Origin of the sequence: Rhodanobacter ginsengiterrae (assembly GCF_050026815.1) — a bacterium.
Lineage (GTDB): Bacteria > Pseudomonadota > Gammaproteobacteria > Xanthomonadales > Rhodanobacteraceae > Rhodanobacter > Rhodanobacter ginsengiterrae.
Genome location: NZ_JALBWO010000053.1, coordinates 26,195 through 45,800 on the forward strand (window position 1 = coordinate 26,195; position 19,606 = coordinate 45,800).

Sequence of the window (19,606 nt, forward strand, 5' to 3'; positions counted from 1 at the left end):
GCATGATGATTCGCGACACTTCCGCTCAGGACAAACTGGTTGAGGTCAAACCCAACCGCAAGCGCCAGCTGATTCTGGCCGGAGCCGGCGCATTGGTACTGGCCTTGCTCGTGTGGCTGGCGCCGGGGATCGGCCGGCTGTTCTCTGCCTCGGCCTCGGTCAGCAGTTCCCGGCTGGCGTTCGCCACGGTCGAGCGCGGTCCATTCGTGCGCGACATCGCCGCCGAAGGCAAGGTGGTCGCTGCGGTCAGCCCCACCTTGTACGCCACCTCCGGTGGTGCGGTGACGCTGAAGGTGCATGCCGGCGACACGGTGAAGATCGGCCAGGTGCTGGCTTCCATCATAAGCCCGGAGCTGACCAACAAGCTGGCGCAGGAACAGAGCAACGCCGACGCGATGGAAGTGGAGTACCGGCGCGCGCAGATCGACGCGCGCAAGCAGCGTTCCGCGCTGCAGGAAACCTACGACAACGCGGTCATCGACCAGACCACGGCCGAGCGCAACCTCGACCGTTACCAGAAGGCGTATGCCAAGGGCGCGGTGTCCAACATGGACGTGGACAAGGCCAAGGATGCGCTGGACAAGGCGAAGATCGCCACCACGCATGCCAAGGCCAACCTCGGCCTCGACAACGACAGCCTCAACTTCGACATCCAGTCGAAGAAGCTCGCGCACGAGCGCCAGTTGCTGCTGGTCAAGGACCTGCAGCGCCAGGTCGACGACCTCAACGTGAAGTCGCCGGTGGATGGCCAGGTCGGCCAGCTGTTCATCGCCGAGCGCGCCACCGTGGCCAAGGATGCGCAACTGCTCAGCGTGATCGACCTGTCTGCGCTGCAGGTGGAGATGCAGGTGCCGGAGAGTTTCGCGCGCGACCTGGGCATCGGCATGGCCGGCGAGATCAGCGGCAACGGCCATACCTGGAAAGGCCTGGTCAGCGCGATCTCGCCCGAAGTGGTCAACGGCCAGGTAGCTGCGCGACTGCGCTTCGAGGGTGAGACGCCGAAGCAACTGCGCCAGAACCAGCGCCTGTCGGTACGCGTGCTGCTGGACAAGCGCGACAACGTGCTGACCGTGCAGCGCGGCTCATTCGTCGACGAATCCGGCGGCAGCTACGCCTACCTGGTACGCGACGGCATCGCCACCAAGACCCCGATCCGCGTCGGTGCATCGAGCATCGACAAGGTGGAGATCCTCGATGGCCTGAAGGAAGGCGACAAGATCGTGATCTCCGGCACCGACAGCTTCAAGGGCGCGGCGACCGTCGCGATCAGCAACTGAGAACGGGATTCGGGATTGGGGATTGGGAATTCGTCAAGAGCAGAACGACGCCCGCCCCCGCCTTTTCCGAATCCCGAATCCCAAATCCCGAATCCCAGCTCCAACCACCGAGGAACAACCATGCTGAAGATGACCCACCTGTCCAAGGTCTACCGCACCGAAGTGGTGGAGACCTATGCGCTGCGCGATTTCAACATCGACGTGAAGGAAGGCGAGTTCGTCGCCGTCACCGGTCCGTCCGGTTCGGGCAAGACCACCTTCCTGACCATTGCCGGCCTGCTGGAAACCTTCACCGGTGGCGAATATCACCTCGATGGCATCGAGGTCAGCAACCTCAATGACAACGCGCGCTCGAAGATCCGCAACGAGAAGATCGGCTTCATCTTCCAGGCGTTCAACCTGATTCCCGACCTCAACGTGTTCGACAACATCGAAGTGCCACTGCGCTATCGCGGCATGAAGAGTGCCGAACGCAAGCAGCGCATCATGGAGTCGCTGGAGCGCGTCGGCCTGGCCTCGCGCGCCAAACACTACCCGGCCGAACTGTCCGGCGGACAGCAGCAGCGCGTGGCGATCGCCCGTGCACTGGCCGGCAGCCCGCGCCTGCTGCTGGCCGACGAACCGACCGGAAACCTGGACACCCAGATGGCCCGCAGCGTGCTGGAGCTGCTGGAGGAGATCCATCGCGAAGGTGCCACCATCGTGATGGTCACCCACGATCCCGAACTGGCGGCGCGTGCCCAGCGCAACGTGCACATCATCGACGGTCAGGTGGTCGAACTGTCCGAGGATCCGCGTTTCCACACCCTGCATACCGCCAGCGCCGGCGACGTGCACGGCTGAGCGCCGTGCGTGCGTGTACGGGCTGCTGCCCGACGCGCACGCAACGCGTTGCCACCCTCGCCGTCATCCACGGAAACCACGCATGTTCGCCTACTATTTCCAACTCGGTCTTCGCAGCCTGCGCCGTAATCCGGCGCTGACGGCGTTGATGGTGATGGCGATCGGTTTTGGCGTGGCCGCGTCGATGATTACCTGGTCGGTGTTTCGCGCGGTGTCGGGCAATCCGATACCGGACAAGTCGGCGCAACTGTTCACGCCGCAGGTCGACAACTGGGGGCCGCAGCAGAACCAGAAGGGCGAGCCGGCAGATGCGCTGAGCTACGTGGACGCGATGGCGCTGCTGCAGGCGAGCGAAGCGAAGCGCCGAACCATGCTGTATCTGGTGCAACTGGCGGTGATGCCGGATGGCAACCGCGAATTGCCCTTGAACGCGAATGGCTACGCCGTGGGCAGCGACTTCTTCCCGATGTTCGAGGTGCGGTTTCGCTACGGCCGTGGCTGGAGCGCGCAGGACGACGAGGCGCGCGCCGCCGACGTGGTCATCAGCAGCGAACTCAACCAGAAACTGTTTGGTGGCGCGGACAGCGTAGGCCGCACGGTCAATCTCGGCGGTCACGACTACCGTGTGGCTGGCGTCACCAGCCACTGGAACCCGCGCCCGCGCTTCTATGACCTGTTCAGCACCAGCGGCTTCGCCGACGAGCCGGACTTCTACCTGCCGTTCACCCGCGCCATCGACCTGAAGATGTACCCCGGTGGTCGCAACAGTTGCCGTGGCCAGCTCAGCTTCACGAACTGGGCGGACTACACGCAGAGCAACTGCGTGTGGATCACGCCGTGGGTGGAGCTGGATAGTCGGGCCGAGGTCGCGCGCTACCGCGGTTTCCTCACCCACTATGCCGCCGAGCAGCAGCGCGCGGGCCGCTTCAACTGGGCGCCCAACGTGCGCCTGCGCGACGTGGCGCAGTGGCTGGATCACCAGCGCGTGGTGCCGCCGGAAAGCCGTATCTCGCTGGCCGTGGCGTTGGGTTTCTTCCTGATCTGTCTGGTCAACACCATCGGCCTGCTGCTGGCCAAGTTCATGCGCCGCGCCGGCGAGATCGGCGTGCGCCGCGCCCTCGGCGCAACGCGTGGCGAGATCTACGCGCAATACCTGATCGAAGCCGGCATGGCGGGTCTTGCCGGCGGGGTGCTGGGTCTGTTGCTCACCGCGCTGGGCGTGGCCGGCGTGGGTGTGCTGTTTCCGCCGCAGATCGCGAAGTTGGCGCAACTGGATCTCTCGCTGCTGGGGCTCACCCTGATCGTGGCCATCGTCGCCACGGTGCTGGCGGCCTTTTATCCGGCATGGCGCGCGGCGCATGTGCAGCCGGCCTGGCAATTGAAGTCGAGTTGAGGAGAGCCGCCATGCATATCCAGATCAGGCCCATCCTCGTCGCGCTGCGCCGGCACAAGGCGGGTACCGTACTGATCGCGGTGCAGATCGCGCTGACCCTCGCCATCGTGTGCAACGCGTTGTTCATCATCCACTCGCGGCTGGCCAACCTGTCCGAAGTCAGCGGCGTGGACGAGTCCAGCGTGTTCGTGATCCGCAATCAATGGGCAGTCGATCGGTCGACGCCGCAGGTCGATGCACAGGTGCAAGCCGACCTGCTCGCGTTGCGGCAGTTGCCTGCCGTACGCGATGCCGCGCCCGCCAGCGGCTACCCGCTGTCCGGCGGCGGCTGGGACAACTACGTCACGATGACGCCCGACCAGACCCGGCCGATCACCGATTCGGCGGTGTATACGGGCGACGAGCATTTCATCGATACGCTGGGATTGAAGTTGGTCGCCGGGCGCAACTTCCGCTCCGACGACGTGCTGGTGGTGGGCACCCAGCAGTCGGTCATCCCGCCGACGGTGATCGTGAGCCAGGCACTGGCCGACCGGCTGTTCCCCGCCGGCAACGCGCTGGGCAAGAGCTTCTACGCGATGGGCACCACGCCCAGCACCATCATCGGCATCGTCGATCCGCTGCACCGGCAGGGCACCGACCAGTGGAACAAGCCCTATGCCGGGCAGGCGCTGATCTGGCCGTTGCGGTCGGCCGATGCTCGCGGCATTGTGTACATCGTGCGCGCCAGGCCCGGCCAGCTCGGCGACGCGATGCGTGAAGCGCCGAAGGCGCTGTATGCACAGAGCCGCCTGCGCATCATCGATGCGAAGGACGGTATCCGGGATTACGCCGAGATTCGCCACCGCGCGTACGACAGCGACCGCGGCATGGCGATCCTCATGGGCATCATCTGCGCCGTGCTGCTGGCCATTACCGCCGCGGGCATCGTGGGTCTCACCAGTTTCTGGGTGGGCCAGCGTCGCAGGCAGATCGGCGTGCGCCGCGCGCTGGGCGCACGCCGGCGCGACATCCTCGCCTACTTCCTCACCGAAAACTTCCTCATCAGCGCGGCGGGCGTGGTGCTGGGTGCCGTGCTGGCGATCGCCTTCAACTTGTGGACGGTGACCCGCTTCGAGATGGATCGCATGTCGATGGCTTACGTGGGCATCGGCGTGATGGTGCTGTTGTTGCTTGGCCAGGGCGCAGTCTTGGCCCCGGCGCTGCGTGCCTCGCGCGTGTCGCCAGTGGAGGCGACGCGCTCGGTGTGACGTTCTTTTCTCCCTCCCCTGTGAAACAGGGGAGGGCTGGGGAGGTGTGCTTTTGATCTTGACGTCAAAAGCGCTACCCCCTTCCGACCTCCCCCTGCTGTGCAGGGAGAGGAGACAAAACCTGGAGCATTCGAAATGTTCAGCTACTACCTCGAACTGGCCCTGCGCAGCCTCAAGCGAAGTCCCGGCCTGACCGCGCTGATGGTGCTGGCGATCGGTTTCGGCGTGGCCGCATCGATGACCACCTGGTCGGTGTTTCGCGCGGTATCGGGCGATCCGATTCCGTGGAAGTCATCGCAGCTGTTCGTGCCGCAGATCGATGCCTGGGGACCGAAGGGGCACCGCGGCGGCGATGACAACGAGCCGCAGGACGCGATGAACTACACCGACGCGATGGCCTTGATGCGCGACCACCGGGCGAAGCGGCAGTCGGCGATGTACCAGATCTCGCCATCGGTGGTGCCGGCGCAGGCCGGCAAGCATCCGCTCAACGTCGGCGGCCATGCCGTCTACAGCGAGTTCTTCCCGATGCTCGACGTGCCGTTCCTGTACGGCAGCGGCTGGAATGCGCAGGACGATGCGCAGCGTGCGGCGGTGGTGGTGATCAGCAGCAAGCTCAACGAGAAGCTGTTCGGCGGGATCAACAGCGTGGGCAAGACGGTGAACATCGAAGGCAACGATTACCGCGTGGTCGGCGTACTGGACAACTGGAATCCGCAGCCCCGCTTCTACGACGTGGTCAACACCGGCGGCTTCAGCGAGCAGGTTGAGGACGTATTCCTGCCGTTCGAGCGTGCCATCGCGATGGGTATCCCGAACGACGGCAACACCAACTGCAGCGAGAGGCCGGAGGAGTCCGGCTTCGTCGGCCTGCAGCGCTCCAGCTGCATCTGGATCGCGTACATGGCCGAGCTGGACGATGCGTCCGCCGTGACCGCCTATCACCAGTATCTGGACGGCTATGCGCGCAACCAGCAGACGGCCGGCCGGTTCACCTGGGCGCCGAACAACCGGCTGCGCGATCTGCCTGCCTTCCTCGATCACGAGCAAGTCGTGCCAAGCGACACCAAGGTTTCGCTGCTGGTGGCATTGGGCCTGTTGCTGGTCTGCCTGGTGAATACGGTGGGCCTGCTGCTGGCGAAGTTCCTGCGCCGCAGCGGCGAGATCGGCGTGCGCCGTGCGCTGGGGGCGCCACGCAAGGCGATCTACCTGCAGTTCCTCACCGAGGCGGGCGTGGTCGGCCTGGCCGGCGGCGTGCTGGGCCTGCTGCTGACCGGTGTCGGTGTGGCCAGCGTGGGCCTGGTGCTGCCCAAGAGCATTTCCGACCTGGCGCGACTGGACTTGTCCCTGCTCGTGTTCACCCTGTTCGTTGCCGTGCTGGCCACCTTGCTGGCCGGCCTCTACCCCACCTTCCGGGCCTCGCGGGTGCAACCCGCCTGGCAGCTCAAGAGCAATTGAGGATCACGCCATGACCATGCATCCCATCCTCGCCGCATTGCGCAAGCACAAGGCCGGCGTGGTGCTGATCGCACTGCAGATCGCGCTGACCCTGGCGATCGTCTGCAACGCGGTGTTCATCATCGGCCAGCGCATCGAACGGGTGAACCGGCTGACCGGTCTGGACGAGAGCAACCTGTTGCTGGTCACCCAGCAATGGGTGGGCGCGCCGAGCGGCGACGATGCCGCCAGCGTGGAAAAGCTCGACAGCCTGCAGCTGACCGACCTGGCCGCCTTGCGCGCGCTGCCCGGGGTGGCGTCGGTGGCGCCGGTCAACTCGCTGCCGCTGCTCAATTCATCGTGGAACGGCGCGATCGACCACAAGCCGGGGGATACGAACCAGGGCAGCTTCCACGGCACCCGCACGACCTACTACTTCAGCGACGATCAGGCGCTCTCCACCCTGGGCCTGCGCCTGGTGGCCGGGCGCAACTTCACCGTGGCCGACGTGGAACACCGGGGTTTTCGCGACAACGGCGAGCCCTCGCTGGTGATCCTGACCAAGGCGCTCGGCGACAAGCTGTTCCCGCAAGGTGATGCGCTGGGCAAGGTGATCTATCTCAATGGCGCGACCACGCCCACCACGATCATCGGTCTGGTGGAGCGGATGCAGGTGCCCGGCACCGGCAGCTGGACCAACGAGTTCGTGTGGAACTCGACGCTGGTACCGACCCGTCTGGATGCGAACTTCTCGCGCTACGCGATACGCGCCAAACCGGGGCAGCTGGATTCGGTGATGCGCGCGGTGGCGCCGGCGCTGTACAAGGTCAATCCCCTGCGCGTGCTGGATGACGACAGCGTGCGCTCGTTCGCCCAGATCCGCGACAAGGCCTATCAGGCCGATCGCGGCATGGCGATCCTGATGGGCGTGGTCGCGCTGATCCTGCTCTGCGTCACCGCCGCCGGCATCGTCGGCCTGACCAGCTTCTGGGTCGGCCAGCGGCATCGGCAGATCGGCGTGCGGCGCGCATTGGGCGCACGCAAGATCGACATCCTGCACTACTTCCAGATCGAGAACCTGGTGATCGCCGGTACCGGTGTGGTGATCGGCATCCTGCTGGCAGTGGGCCTGAACATGTGGCTGATGAGCCATTACGAGATGACCCGCATCCCGGTGTTGTACGTGCTCACTGGCGTGCTGGCGATGCTGGCGATCGGGCAGGGCGCGGTGTTCGTGCCGGCGCGGCGCGCTTCCAACGTGCCGCCGGTGGTGGCGACGCGGGCGGTGTGATGAAAGCCGGGATTGGGGATTCGGAAAAGCTGAAACCCGCACCGCCGCCGATCTTCCGTGTCCCCAATCCCCGATCCCGAATCGCGCTCTGAAGGAGCAAACATGTTCGCCTACTACCTCGACCTGGCCCTGCGCAGCCTCAAGCGCAATCGAGTGCTGACCACGCTGATGGTGCTGGCGCTCGCGCTGGGTATCGGCGCCACCATCACCACGCTGACCGTGCTGCGGCTGCTGTCCGGCGACCCGTTGCCGCAGAAGAGCGCGCAGTTGTTCTACCCGCAGATCGATCCCGGTTCGAAGGATGGCTACATCGAGGGGCAAACCAAACCGGACTCGATCATGAGTTATCCCGATGCGATGAATCTGCTGCATGCGCACCGCGGCACGCACCAGGCGGCCATGGCGCTGACGCAGGCCAAGATCATGCCGAAGCAGGCGAACGCGCATCCGTCCTTCAACGATGCGGTGATGACCACGTCGGACTTCTTCACGATGTTCGACGCACCGTTCCAGTACGGCGGCGGCTGGACCGCGGCGGACGACGACAGTCGCGCGCAGCTGGTGGTGATCGCCGGTTTCCTCAACGACAAGCTGTTCGATGGTGCCAACAGCGTCGGTCGCATCATCCGGGTCAATGACCATGACTTGCGCATCGTCGGGGTGCTCAAGCCGTGGGCGCCGCAGCCGCGCTTCTATGCGCAGGATCTTGGCGGGCGCAGCTACGGCGATGGCGATGCGGTGTTCCTGCCGCTGCACACGGCGCGGGCGATGGAGATGGGACCACAGGACACCGAGTGCTACGCCGCGGTGCCGGACATCCGCCACCTCGAGACGGCGCCATGCGAGTGGCTGGGCGTCTGGGTCGAGTTGGACAGCAGCGAGGCGGTGGCCAGCTACAAGACCTTCCTCGACGGCTACGTCAGGCAGCAGGTCGCCCTGGGACGCTTCCAGCGTACCGAAACCTCCTTGCTCGACCTGATGGGCTGGCTGCGACAGGAGCAGGTGGTACCCGACGATGTGCGCCTGCAGGCCGGCCTGGCGTTTGGCTTCCTGCTGATCTGCGTGGTCAACACGGTGGGCTTGCTGCTGGCCAAGTGCCTGCGCCGCTCGCAGGAGATCGGCGTGCGCCGTGCGCTGGGCGCCACCCGCCGCGAGATATTCACCCAGTTCATGGTGGAGGCGGGCATCGTCGGCCTGGCCGGTGGCGTGCTGGGACTGCTGTTCGCCGAGCTCGGGCTGCTGGGTATCCGCCACCAGCCGGCCGAGTACGCCAGCCTCGCCCACCTCGACCTGTCGATGTTCCTGTTCACCTTCGTCGTGGCCGTGGTGGCCAGCCTCATCGCCGGCATCCTGCCGGCCTGGCGTGCCTGTGTGTTGGCACCCGCTCCCCAACTGAAAGCGGCCTGAGGTCATCATGGAAATCCGCCCGATCTTCGCCAGCCTCCGCAAGCATCGCATTCCCGCCATTCTGATCGTGCTGGAGATCGCGCTGGCCTGTGCGGTGCTGTGCAATGCCGTGTTCATGATCAGCAAGCGGGTAAGCGATATCCGCCTGCCCAATGCGATCGACGAGCAGGGCCTGGTATCCGTCACGCTGCGCGGCATCGACGACAAGCTCGTCGGCAGCGACATCCCGCGCAATCTTGCCGCCTTGCGGGCCATTCCCGGGGTGCAGCAGGCGGCCGTCACCAGCAGCCTGCCGCTCAGTCACAATAACTGGGGCTGGAGTTTCGGAGTGACCCCGGACTCGGTCATCGCCAACCAGAAGAACGTCAACGTGTCGCTGTATTTCATCGGCGAGGGCGGTGACAAGACCCTGGGACTGCACGTGCTGGAGGGGCGCTTCTTCAGCAACGACGAGCTGGCCGGCAGCAAGTTCGACACCGCACCTCTGCCCGAAACCCATGTGGTGGTCATGACGCAAAGCGCCGCCAGGCAGTTCTGGCCGGGCGGGTCGGCGCTGGGCAAGACGATCTATTCCAAGCCTTACTATTACACCGTGGTTGGCGTGGTCGAGGATGTCCTGCGCCCGAACGTGTATACGCAGAACACCGGCAAGTCCTACGAGGCGGTGTACCTCCCGATGAGCGCGGCGGGCAGCAAGGGCGCCCTGGGCTACTACATCCTGCGCGGCGCGCCAAAAGATCGCGACCGGATCATGCGCGAGGCCGAACAGAAACTGGCCGCGCTGGATCCGGCGGCGGTCGCCAAGGGCAAGGTCTACGTGGATATCCGCCACGACTATTTTGCCGACATGAGCAGCATGGCCTGGATGCTGGTGCTGGTCTGCGTGGTGATGCTGGCGGTAACCGCCTTCGGCATCGTCGGCCTGACCAGTTTCTGGGTCGGCCAGCGACGCCGGCAGATCGGCATCCGCCGCGCGGTGGGCGCCACCCGCGGCCACATCATGCAGTACTTCCAGACCGAGAACTTCCTGCTCACCGCGGCTGGCGTGCTGCTCGGCATGGCCCTGGCCTTTGGCATCAACGTCTACCTGATGCAGCACTACGAGATGGATCGAATGCCCTGGTATTACCTGCCCGGTGGTGCCGTGGCGCTGTGGGCGCTTGGCCAGCTCGCGGTGTTCGGCCCGGCGCGCCGGGCCGCCAGCGTTCCACCGGTGGTGGCGACGCGAAGCGCGTGAGGGGCGGATATCCGCAGAAGCCGCGCACCAGCGGGTTCCTGCCGAAGTGATGCGTTGAACGGAGAGATCTGGAACATGTTCGCCTACTACCTCGACCTGGCCCTGCACAGCTTGAAGCGCAACAAGGCGCTCACCGCGCTGATGGTGGTGGCGATCGCGCTGGGCATTGGCGCCAGCATGACCACGCTGACCGTGCTGCACGTGCTGTCGGGCGACCCGCTGCCGAACAAGAGCGGTCGGCTGTTCTATCCGCAGCTGGATCCGCAGGACATGAATGGCTACAAGCCGCAGGACGATCCGCCGATGCAGGTCACCTGGATCGACGGCATGGCCCTGCTGCATGCCAAACGCGCACGCCACCAGGCCTTGATGACCGGCGGCGCGGTGCCGGTGCAGCCGGCACAGTCCTCGGTCGACCCGTTCTTCGAGGATGCGCGCTACACCACCGCCGACTTCTTTCCGATGTTCGACGTGCCGTTCCTCTACGGACGCGGCTGGAATGCGGCTGATGACGAAGCCGGCGCCCGGGTGGCCGTGCTGACCCGCGAACTCAACGACAAGTTGTTCGCCGGCAAGGACAGCAGCGGGCAGACGCTGCGCATGGACGATGTGGCGTTCCGCATTGTCGGGGTGCTGGACAGCTGGCGTCCGACCCCGCACTTCTATGATCTCAATACCGGCAGCTACTCGTCCGACGAGGGCGTGTTCGTGCCGCTGACCGCCGCGGTCGACCTGAAGTTCCCACGCAATGGCTCGACCGATTGCTGGGGCAAGGGCTCCAGCCCCGACATGAAGATTTCCACCTGCACCTGGCTGCAGTTCTGGGTGCAGCTCGACTCGGCCAGCGAGGTGGCGGCGTACCGGCAATTCCTGCAGAACTATTCGCAGGAACAAAAGACGTTGGGCCGGTTCGAGCGCCCGTCGAATGTACGCCTGCCCGACCTGATGGCCTGGCTCGACTACAACAAGGTGGTGCCCGGCGACGTGCGCCTGCAGGTCTGGCTGGCGCTGGGCTTCCTGCTGGTCTGCCTGGTCAATACGGTCGGCCTGATGCTGGCCAAGTTCATGCGCCGCGCAGGGGAGCTTGGCGTGCGTCGCGCGCTGGGCGCTTCGCGACGCTCGCTGTTCGCGCAACTTCTCACCGAAGCCGGGGCGATTGGTCTTGCCGGTGGCAGCGGCGGCCTGCTGCTGTCGCTGCTCGGCCTGTGGCTGGTGCGCAAGCAGCCTTCGGACTATGCCGAGCTGGCCCACCTGGATCTGCCGATGTTGCTGACCACATTCGTGGTCGCCGTGGTGGCGAGCCTGCTGGCCGGCTTGCTGCCCGCCTGGCGTGCTTGCCTGGTTCCCCCTGCGCTGCAACTGAAGAGCAACTGACATGGACATCCTGCCCATCCTCTCGACCTTGCGCCGGCACAAGATTCCGGCGTTGCTGCTGATCCTGGAGATCGCGCTTACCTGCGCCATCGTCTGCAACGCGGTGTTCCTGATCAGCCAGCGACTGGATCGCGGCAGGATGCCCAGCGGCGTGGCCGAGCATGAACTGGTCCATATCCAGGTCGCGAAAATCGGCAAGGCCGTCGACGGCAAGGCACGTGCGCAGGAAGACCTGGCGATGTTGCGACGGATTCCCGGCGTGACCATGGCGGCGCTGGTCAACCAGGTGCCGTTCACCAACAGCTCGCAGAACACCAGCATCAGGCTGGAAGCGGATCAGAAGCTGCCCACGCTCAACGCCACGCAGTACATGGGCGAGGGCCTGGTCGGCACATTTGGCGCGCGCCTGGTGGCGGGGCGCGACTTCAGTGCCGACGACTACCTTGACTTCGATGACCTTCGTGCCGACCCCAGCCTGCAGAGCAAGGTGGGTTCGGTGATCATTACCCAGGCCATGGCTGACCGGCTGTGGCCGGGCCGGAGTGCGCTGGGCAAGCAGATCTATCTCGGCCAGACCTCGGTGCGCGTGATCGGCGTGGTGCAGGCGCTGATCCGGCCGTCCCTGTTCATGGGTGACGACGCGGCGCAATGGACGATGATCTTTCCGTTACGGATGAGCAGCGCCACTGCCTCGCGCTACGTGCTGCGCACGGCTCCGGGACAACGCGAGCAGGTACTGGCGAGCGCGGCCAAGGCGCTGGTAAAAGCCGATCCGCACCGAATCATCCTCGAGAAGAAGACGCTCGACGACATCCGCAGCGACTTCTTCCAGAATGATCGCGCCATGGCCGGCATTCTGGTCGGCGTGATTGTCGCGTTGCTGATCGTCACTGCACTGGGCATCGTCGGCCTGGCCAGCTTCTGGGTGGCGCAACGCCGCCGCACCATCGGCGTGCGCCGCGCGCTGGGTGCCACCCGCCGCAACATCCTGCATTACTTCCAGGCCGAGAATTTCCTGCTCGCCACCATTGGCGTGGTGATCGGCATGGCGCTGGCCTACGGCATCAACCTGTTCCTGATGACCCGCTACGAGTTGCCGCGCCTGCCGGGGATCTATTTTCCGATGGGCGCGCTGGCACTGTGGCTGATCGGGCAACTGGCGGTGCTCGGTCCGGCGCTGCGGGCCGCTGCGGTGCCGCCGGTGGTGGCAACCCGATCCGTGTGAGGAACCGGGCGCAACGAACGCGCGGGAACCCGCTGCCGGGCGCTGCGCCGGCCGACCGTGGCATGAATTTTCGTGGATGAAATGATGGACATGTTTGCCTACTACCTCGATCTGGCCGTGCGCAGCCTCAAGCGCAACAAGGTGCTCACCGCGCTGATGGTGCTGGCGATCGCCGTCGGCATCGGCGCCAGCATGACCACGCTGACCGTGATGCACCTGCTGTCCGGCGATCCGGTGCCCACGCGCAGCGGCACGCTGTTCTACCCGCAGGTGGATGGCAACCCGACGCCCGGCGACTTCAAGCAGCCGCTGGACGTGCTCGACTACCGCTCCGCGGTGGACCTGTGGACTGCGCATCGCGCCGATCGGCAGGCGCTGCTGGTGGACAGCGATGTGCGCCTGCGCGCGCCGGATGTGAACCTGCCGGCACTGATGCCGACCATGCTGTCGACCACGGCGGACTTCTTTCCCATGTTCGACGTGCCGTTCCAGTATGGCCGCAGCTGGTCCGACGACGACGATGCCAAACGCGCGCGGGTGGCAGTGATTTCGGCCGACCTCAACCAGAAACTGTTCGGCGGCAGCAACAGCGTGGGGCGTACCTTGCGCCTGCGCGAAACCGATGTGCGCATCGTCGGCGTGCTCAAGCCGTGGCGGCCGTCGCCGAAGTTCTACACCGTGGCCGGTGGCCGCTTTGCCAACGGGCAGACCGCGGAGTTTTACGGCAAGACGGAAGACGTGTTCACCCCGTTTTTCACTGGCCTGGAATTGAACGACGGCAACTTCTTCCAGTTCACCTGCTGGCGCATGCCCGAGACGCCGGGGCATCTGCAGAACTCACCGTGTGCATGGGTCCGGCTGTGGGTGCAGCTCGACGACGCCGGGAAGGTGGCTGCGTACAAGACGTTTCTGGACGGTTATGCGGCCGAGCAGCAGGTGCTGGGACGCATCGTGCGGCCACAGAACACGCGCCTGCGTGGCCTGGTGGCGTGGCTGGACTACAACGGCGTGGTACCCGGCGACGTTCGCCTGCAGACCTGGCTGGCGTTCGCCTTCCTGGCCATCTGTCTGTTCAACATGATCGGTCTGCTGCTGGCCAAATTCCTGCGCCGCAGCGGCGAGATCGGGGTGCGCCGTGCGCTCGGCGCGACCCGGCGCGCGGTGTTTGCCCAGTGCCTGGTGGAGGCGGGCCTGATCGGCCTGATCGGTGGCATCGGCGGTTGGCTGCTGACGCTCGAAGGCTTGTGGCTGATCCGCCGGCAGCCGGTGCCCTATGCCGACCTGGTGCGGCTGGACGCGTCGATGTTCCTGCTCACCTTCGTACTGGCCGTCTCCGCCAGCCTGCTCGCCGGCGTGCTGCCCGCGCTGCGTGCCAGTCGTCTGCAGCTGGGTCTGCAGTTGAAAACCTTGTAGGGGTGCCCGATGCAGATTCAACCGATACTTGCCGCGCTGCGCCGCCACCGTCTGGCCACCATGCTGATTGCGCTGGAGATCGCGCTGGCCTGTGCGGTGCTGTGCAACGCCAGTTTCCTGATCGCCAGCCGCATCGCGCTGATCCAGATGGACAGTGGCGTGGACGAAACCTCGCTGGCGAGCCTGCAACTCACCGGCTACGAAGACAGCCAGGCGGTCGACCTCAATGCACGCGTACTGACTGGCCTGGCCAGCATCCCGGGCCTGCAGTCGGCCAGCCTGCTCAATTCGATTCCGTTCGGCTCACGCCGCGGCACCGCGGGAATCACCCTGGACGCAGCGGGCAAGCAGTTCGGCGGGGTGGTCGAGCTCTACGTGGGCGGTCCCGGCAGCCTGAAGGCGCTGAATCCCATACTGGTCGCCGGGCGCATGCCGCAGCCGGATGACTTCCGCCCGTTCGCCACCCTCATGCCGGACGAAGCGGCGGTGCAGATCACGCGCTCGCTCGCCGACCACCTGTGGCCGGGTGTCGATCCACTGGGGAAGGAGATCTGGCTCAGCAAATCCCATTATCGCGTGGTCGGCGTGCTTGACCGCATGGTCCGGCCCGATCCGAACGGCTGGGCCGGCCCCAGCAAGGACTGGTCGCTGTTCGTGCCGGCCGCATCGAGTCGGTGGCTCTCCGGCAGCTACCTGCTGCGCGCCGATCCGAAAGACCTGCCCCGTGTGTTGCGCGATGCGCGCGCGATGATGGCGAAGATTGCGCCAGACGCGGTGCTGGACCAGCAGGCCAGCCAGACCGTCAGCGACCTGCGCCGCACGCTCTTCCAGCAGGACCGCACCATGACCGGGATGCTGCTGGGCGTCATCGTCGCGCTGCTGCTGGTGACGGCGCTGGGCATCGTCGGCCTGGCCAGTTTCTGGGTGCAGCAGCGCCGCCGGCAGATCGGAGTGCGGCGTGCGCTCGGCGCCACCCGCGGCGACATCCTGCGCTACTTCCAGACCGAGAATTTCCTCATCGTCACGTTCGGCATCGTGCTGGGCATGCTGCTGGCGTATGCGCTGAATCTGCTGCTGATGACCCACTACGAACTGCCAAGACTTCCGCTGTACTACCTGCCGGTCGGCGCGCTCGCGCTATGGGGGCTGGGGCAGTTGGCGGTGCTGGGACCGGCACTGCGCGCGGCAGCGGTGCCGCCGGTGGTGGCAACAAGGTCGGTCTGATGAACCGTGATGCCACAACCTGCAACAGCGCATTCAAACGCGATGACCTCCCTGCGGCTCCAAAAGCGAAGACATCGCGAATGAAGCCGTTGCCGCCGACACTCTTGCCGTTGCGCTTGCAAGCCAACCGGATTGAATGAAGGAATCGACGCATGTTCCGTTACTACCTTGACCTGGCCCTGCGCAGCCTTCGCCACAATCCGGTGCTCACCGGACTGATGGTGTTGGCGATCGGCCTGGGCATCGGTGCCAGCATGACGATGATCACCGTGCTGCATGTCATGTCGGGCGATCCGCTGCCCGCACGCAGTACGAAATTGTTCTATCCCACGCTGGATCCCCGGCCACTTCGCGATGCCGGGCGCGACAACGACAACGCCGGCGGCGGGGGCGTGCATGACAGTGCCGTGGACAACTTCACCTATGTCGACGCGCTGGCCCTGTTGAACGCACGCCGCGCGCCGCGACAGGCGATGATGGCGGGCGGCACGGTGTTGATCCAGAGCGCGGACGATCGCGACGACCGCCGACCCGACTACGAGTCGGTGCAGTACACCAGTGCGGATTTCTTCGCCATGTTCGGCGTGCCCATGACGGACGGCCACGCATGGAACGCGAAAGAGGATGAAGACCGCGCACGCGTGACCGTCATCACCCCGTCACTGGCACGCCGCCTTTTCGACAATGGCCCGGTGGTGGGGCGGCAAATCCGCCTGGGCGGCGACCTGTTCCGGGTGGTTGGCGAAACCGGGGAGTGGAATCCGCAGCCGACCTTCTACCAGGATGTCGACAGCGGCAGACCCTATGGCAATGCCGACCAGGCATTCATTCCGCTGCTGACGGCGGTCGATCTCGATCTTCCGGTAAACGGCACCAGTTGCTGGGGCAAGGACAATCTGGCGGGCAAGGCGCGGCGCACCAGTGGCAGTTGCAGCTGGGCGCAATTCTGGGTGGAGCTGGACGATCCCGCACAGCAGGCCAGCTATCGCCAGTTCCTGCAGGGCTATGCCGAGACGCAGCATGCAGCCGGTCGCTTCGAGCGAGCGCCCGTGAGCATGCTTTACCCGATGATGACGTGGCTGGCGCGGGCCGATTGGGTACCCGGCGACCTGCGACTGCAACTGCTTCTGGCATTGTCCTTCCTGGGTGTGTGCCTGCTCAACATTGTTGCCTTGCTGTTGGCCAAGTTCCTGCGCCGATCCGGTGAGATCAGCGTGCGTCGCGCACTGGGTGCACGGCGCTGGGATATCTTCCTGCAGCTGGGTGTCGAGTCGATGCTGATTGGCCTGCTCGGCGGCGTGCTGGGCCTTGTCGTGGCACAGCTCGGCCTGTGGAGCGTGCGCAAGCGGCCCGATGCCTACGCATCGTTGGCACATATGGACATCGGCATGCTGCTGCTGACCCTGCTGCTGGCCCTCGTCGCCAGCCTGCTCGCCGGGCTGCTGCCGGCGTGGCGCGCCTGCCGGGTTGCACCGGCCCTGCAATTGAAGAGTGCCTGAACATGCGCAGCGTCCCTCTACGACCCATTTTCACCAGCTTGAGCCGGCACAAGCTGGTGGCGGCATTGCTGATGTTGCAGGTTGCGGCGACCTGCGCGATCGTCTGCAACGTGGGCTTCATGGTTGCCACGCGCATCCAGCGCATGGTGGCACCCAGCGGTATCGACGAGGCATCACTGGTGCTGATCAGCGCGCAGGACTTCCAGTTGCGCAGCGATGTCTTGCAGCGACACCAGGCCGATCTGGCGCGGTTGCGCATGATTCCCGGCGTGACTGCGGCCACGGTGGTCGATTCGCTGCCGCTGAGCCGCTCAACCTGGCGCGTCGGCAGTCGGCCGGCCGGCAGTGCGCCAGGTGCGACGGGCGGCATCCAGCTGACCCTGTACAGCGGCATGCCGGGGGAGCTGGCCACGCTGGGCATCCATCTGGTCGAGGGCCACGACTTCGCGGCCACCGACTATCACCCGATGCGGGTCAAGGACAACTGGGCCGGGTTGGACGATGTCGATGCGCTGATCGTCAGTCGCGCGGTGGCGGATCATTACTTTCCCACGGGTTCGGCGGTGGGGCACGCGATCCGCATCGATCAGCATGACCGCCGCATCGTCGGTGTGTTCGATCATCTGGCCATGCCGTCCCCGGGCAGCTCGCAACAGCCGGACTACACCGTGCTGGCACCGATGCTGCCTGACGACAGCCAGGCGTTCTACGTGATGCGCTGCGCGCCGGCCGATTGCGATCGTGTCGGTCAGCGATCCAGTGCCGTGTTGCTGGCGGCAGCGCACGATCGCCTGCTCAAGCCCCCGCTGCGATTCGCCGAGATGCGCGCCAACTTTTTCCGCCGCGACCTGACCATGATCAGCCTGCTGCTGGCGTCCGCGCTGGGCCTGCTGTTCGTCACCGCACTGGGTATCGCCGGGCTGGCGAACTTCTGGGTGCAGCAACGTACGCGCAGCATCGGCATCCGCCGCGCCATCGGCGCCACCCGCAGTGACATCCTGCGTTACTTCCAGATCGAGAATTTCCTGATCGTCGGCGCCGGCGTCGCGCTGGGCGTGGTGCTGGCTTTCGTGCTCAACGCGGTGCTGATGCAGCATTACGAATTGCAGCGTCTGCCGGGGTTCTACCTGCTGGTCGGCGCGCTGGTGCTGTGGGGATTGGGCCAGTTGGCCGTACTCGGGCCGGCACTGCGGGCGGCCAATGTGCCGCCGGTGGTGGCGACGAGGTCGACATGAGTGGCGCTTGCGGTATACGCATGACGATGGTCATGGCAACCTTTGTCGCCGGAGCGGCATCCATGTCCACATGTGCAGAAAACGAATGACCCGAACCGTACTGATCATCGACGACAACCCGGCCGTGGGCGAGGCGCTGTCGCTGGCGCTGTCGCTGCACGACGTGCACGCGCTGGTTGCGCTGACGCCCGAAGAGGGCCTGCAGGCGCTGCAGCGCGCGGCGGTCGACGTGGTGATCCAGGACATGAACTTCACCGCCGACACCACCTCGGGCGAAGAGGGGGTGGCGTTGTTCCGGGCGATCCGCGAGCAGCACTCCGATTTGCCGGTGATCCTGCTGACCGCATGGACGCATCTGGAAACCGCGGTGGAACTGGTCAAGGCCGGCGCCGCCGACTACCTGGCCAAGCCGTGGGACGACAACAAGCTGCTGGCCACGGTCGAGAACCTGCTGGAGTTGTCCGAGTCCACCCGCGAGGTAAACCGCGGTCGGCGCGAGCGGCGCCAGCGGCGCGAGATGCTGCAGAAGAAATACGACCTGGACAGCCTGGTGTTCGCCTCCGAGGCGATGGCGCGCACGCTGGACCTGGCATGCCAGATCGCGCGTTCGGACGTCTCGGTGCTGATCACCGGACCGAACGGCACCGGCAAGGAGCGCATTGCCGCGATCATGCATGCGAATTCCGCGGTGAAGCGCGGCCCGTTCGTCGCGGTGAACTGCGGCGCGTTGCCCGGCGAGCTGATCGAGGCCGAGCTGTTCGGTGCCGAAGCCGGTGCCTACACCGGCGCCAACAAGGCGCGCGAGGGTCGCTTCGAATTGGCCGATGGCGGCACCCTGTTCCTGGACGAGATCGGCAACCTGCCGTTGCCCGGCCAGATGAAGTTGCTGCGCGTGCTGGAAACCGGCCAGTTCGAGCGCCTGGGTTCCGGCAAGACGCGACACGCCAAGGTGCGCGTGCTGTCGGCGACCAATGCCGACCTCAAGGCGATGATCCAGGCCGGCAGCTTCCGCGAAGATCTGTACTACCGCCTCAACGTGATCGAGGTGAATCTGCCACCCCTGGCCGAGCGCAGCGACGACATCCTGCCGCTGGCCGAATTCTTCCTCGATGGTCGTGCCGAACTGGGCGAGGCGGCACGCGATGCCTTGCTCGGCTACCCGTGGCCGGGCAACGTGCGCGAGCTGAAGAACGCGATCGAGCGTGCCGCACTGCTGGCCGGTGGCCAGCCGATCACGCCGGAACTGCTCAACCTGCCGCAGCACGCGGCCACGGGCGCCGCGCGCAATCTCGACGAGCCCACTCGCGAGACGGTGGAGGCGGCCTTGCACAAGGCCGGGGGTGTGGTCAGCCGCGCCGCGCAGAACCTGGGGCTGTCGCGCCAGGCGCTGTATCGGCGGATGGAACGCTATGGCCTGGCGACCACCGCATGAGCAATCTGTGACCCCGGTGCTTGTTCTTCACCCACAGGCGTAGAAAGATGACCATCGGTGTCCAGCAGG

At 65.6% G+C, this 19,606-nt stretch carries 15 protein-coding genes; all 15 read left to right on the plus strand.

Annotation, left to right across the window (positions count from 1 at the left end):
• Positions 1–5 precede the first annotated feature (5 nt).
• The 15 genes from ACQGNJ_RS08885 (at position 6) to ACQGNJ_RS08955 (ending at position 19,537) form a co-directional block, all read left to right on the plus strand.
• The gene (locus ACQGNJ_RS08885) at positions 6–1,277 is read left to right on the plus strand and encodes an efflux RND transporter periplasmic adaptor subunit (RefSeq protein ID WP_426689063.1); all 1,272 of its coding nucleotides are present in this window, start codon (positions 6–8) and stop codon (positions 1,275–1,277) included.
• 120 nt (positions 1,278–1,397) lie between these two features.
• Entirely contained in the window at positions 1,398–2,120 is a 723-nt protein-coding gene (locus ACQGNJ_RS08890) for an ABC transporter ATP-binding protein (protein WP_426688884.1), read from the plus strand.
• An 82-nt stretch (positions 2,121–2,202) separates the two neighbouring features.
• Positions 2,203–3,513: an ABC transporter permease gene (locus tag ACQGNJ_RS08895; protein ID WP_426688885.1), complete on the plus strand. Its 1,311-nt coding sequence runs from the start codon at positions 2,203–2,205 to the stop codon at positions 3,511–3,513.
• An 11-nt stretch (positions 3,514–3,524) separates the two neighbouring features.
• The gene (locus tag ACQGNJ_RS08900) at positions 3,525–4,763 is read left to right on the plus strand and encodes an ABC transporter permease (RefSeq protein ID WP_426688886.1); all 1,239 of its coding nucleotides are present in this window, start codon (positions 3,525–3,527) and stop codon (positions 4,761–4,763) included.
• A gap of 135 nt (positions 4,764–4,898) precedes the next feature.
• Positions 4,899–6,221 (plus strand): ABC transporter permease, encoded by a 1,323-nt coding sequence (locus ACQGNJ_RS08905; RefSeq protein WP_426688887.1) that lies wholly within the window; start codon positions 4,899–4,901, stop codon positions 6,219–6,221.
• A 10-nt stretch (positions 6,222–6,231) separates the two neighbouring features.
• Positions 6,232–7,491: an ABC transporter permease gene (locus ACQGNJ_RS08910; RefSeq protein ID WP_426688888.1), complete on the plus strand. Its 1,260-nt coding sequence runs from the start codon at positions 6,232–6,234 to the stop codon at positions 7,489–7,491.
• A 102-nt stretch (positions 7,492–7,593) separates the two neighbouring features.
• Entirely contained in the window at positions 7,594–8,898 is a 1,305-nt protein-coding gene (locus ACQGNJ_RS08915) for an ABC transporter permease (RefSeq protein ID WP_426688889.1), read from the plus strand.
• Between the two features lie 7 nt (positions 8,899–8,905).
• Complete coding sequence (locus ACQGNJ_RS08920) at positions 8,906–10,135, plus strand: ABC transporter permease (protein ID WP_426688890.1); 1,230 nt, start codon at positions 8,906–8,908, stop codon at positions 10,133–10,135.
• Between the two features lie 75 nt (positions 10,136–10,210).
• Positions 10,211–11,509 carry an ABC transporter permease gene (locus ACQGNJ_RS08925; RefSeq protein WP_426688891.1) on the plus strand — a complete coding sequence of 433 codons (1,299 nt, stop codon included), beginning with the start codon at positions 10,211–10,213 and terminating at the stop codon, positions 11,507–11,509.
• 1 nt (position 11,510) lies between these two features.
• Positions 11,511–12,734, plus strand: a complete 1,224-nt coding sequence (locus ACQGNJ_RS08930) for an ABC transporter permease (RefSeq protein WP_426688892.1) — start codon at positions 11,511–11,513, stop codon at positions 12,732–12,734.
• Between the two features lie 90 nt (positions 12,735–12,824).
• A complete protein-coding gene (locus ACQGNJ_RS08935) occupies positions 12,825–14,147 on the plus strand; it encodes an ABC transporter permease (RefSeq protein WP_426689064.1) in 1,323 nt (440 codons plus the stop codon).
• A gap of 9 nt (positions 14,148–14,156) precedes the next feature.
• Positions 14,157–15,371, plus strand: a complete 1,215-nt coding sequence (locus ACQGNJ_RS08940) for an ABC transporter permease (protein WP_426688893.1) — start codon at positions 14,157–14,159, stop codon at positions 15,369–15,371.
• A gap of 152 nt (positions 15,372–15,523) precedes the next feature.
• Positions 15,524–16,870, plus strand: a complete 1,347-nt coding sequence (locus tag ACQGNJ_RS08945; protein WP_426688894.1) for an ABC transporter permease — start codon at positions 15,524–15,526, stop codon at positions 16,868–16,870.
• Between the two features lie 2 nt (positions 16,871–16,872).
• The gene (locus ACQGNJ_RS08950) at positions 16,873–18,105 is read left to right on the plus strand and encodes an ABC transporter permease (protein WP_426688895.1); all 1,233 of its coding nucleotides are present in this window, start codon (positions 16,873–16,875) and stop codon (positions 18,103–18,105) included.
• An 85-nt stretch (positions 18,106–18,190) separates the two neighbouring features.
• Positions 18,191–19,537: a sigma-54-dependent transcriptional regulator gene (locus ACQGNJ_RS08955; protein ID WP_426688896.1), complete on the plus strand. Its 1,347-nt coding sequence runs from the start codon at positions 18,191–18,193 to the stop codon at positions 19,535–19,537.
• Positions 19,538–19,606 lie beyond the last annotated feature (69 nt).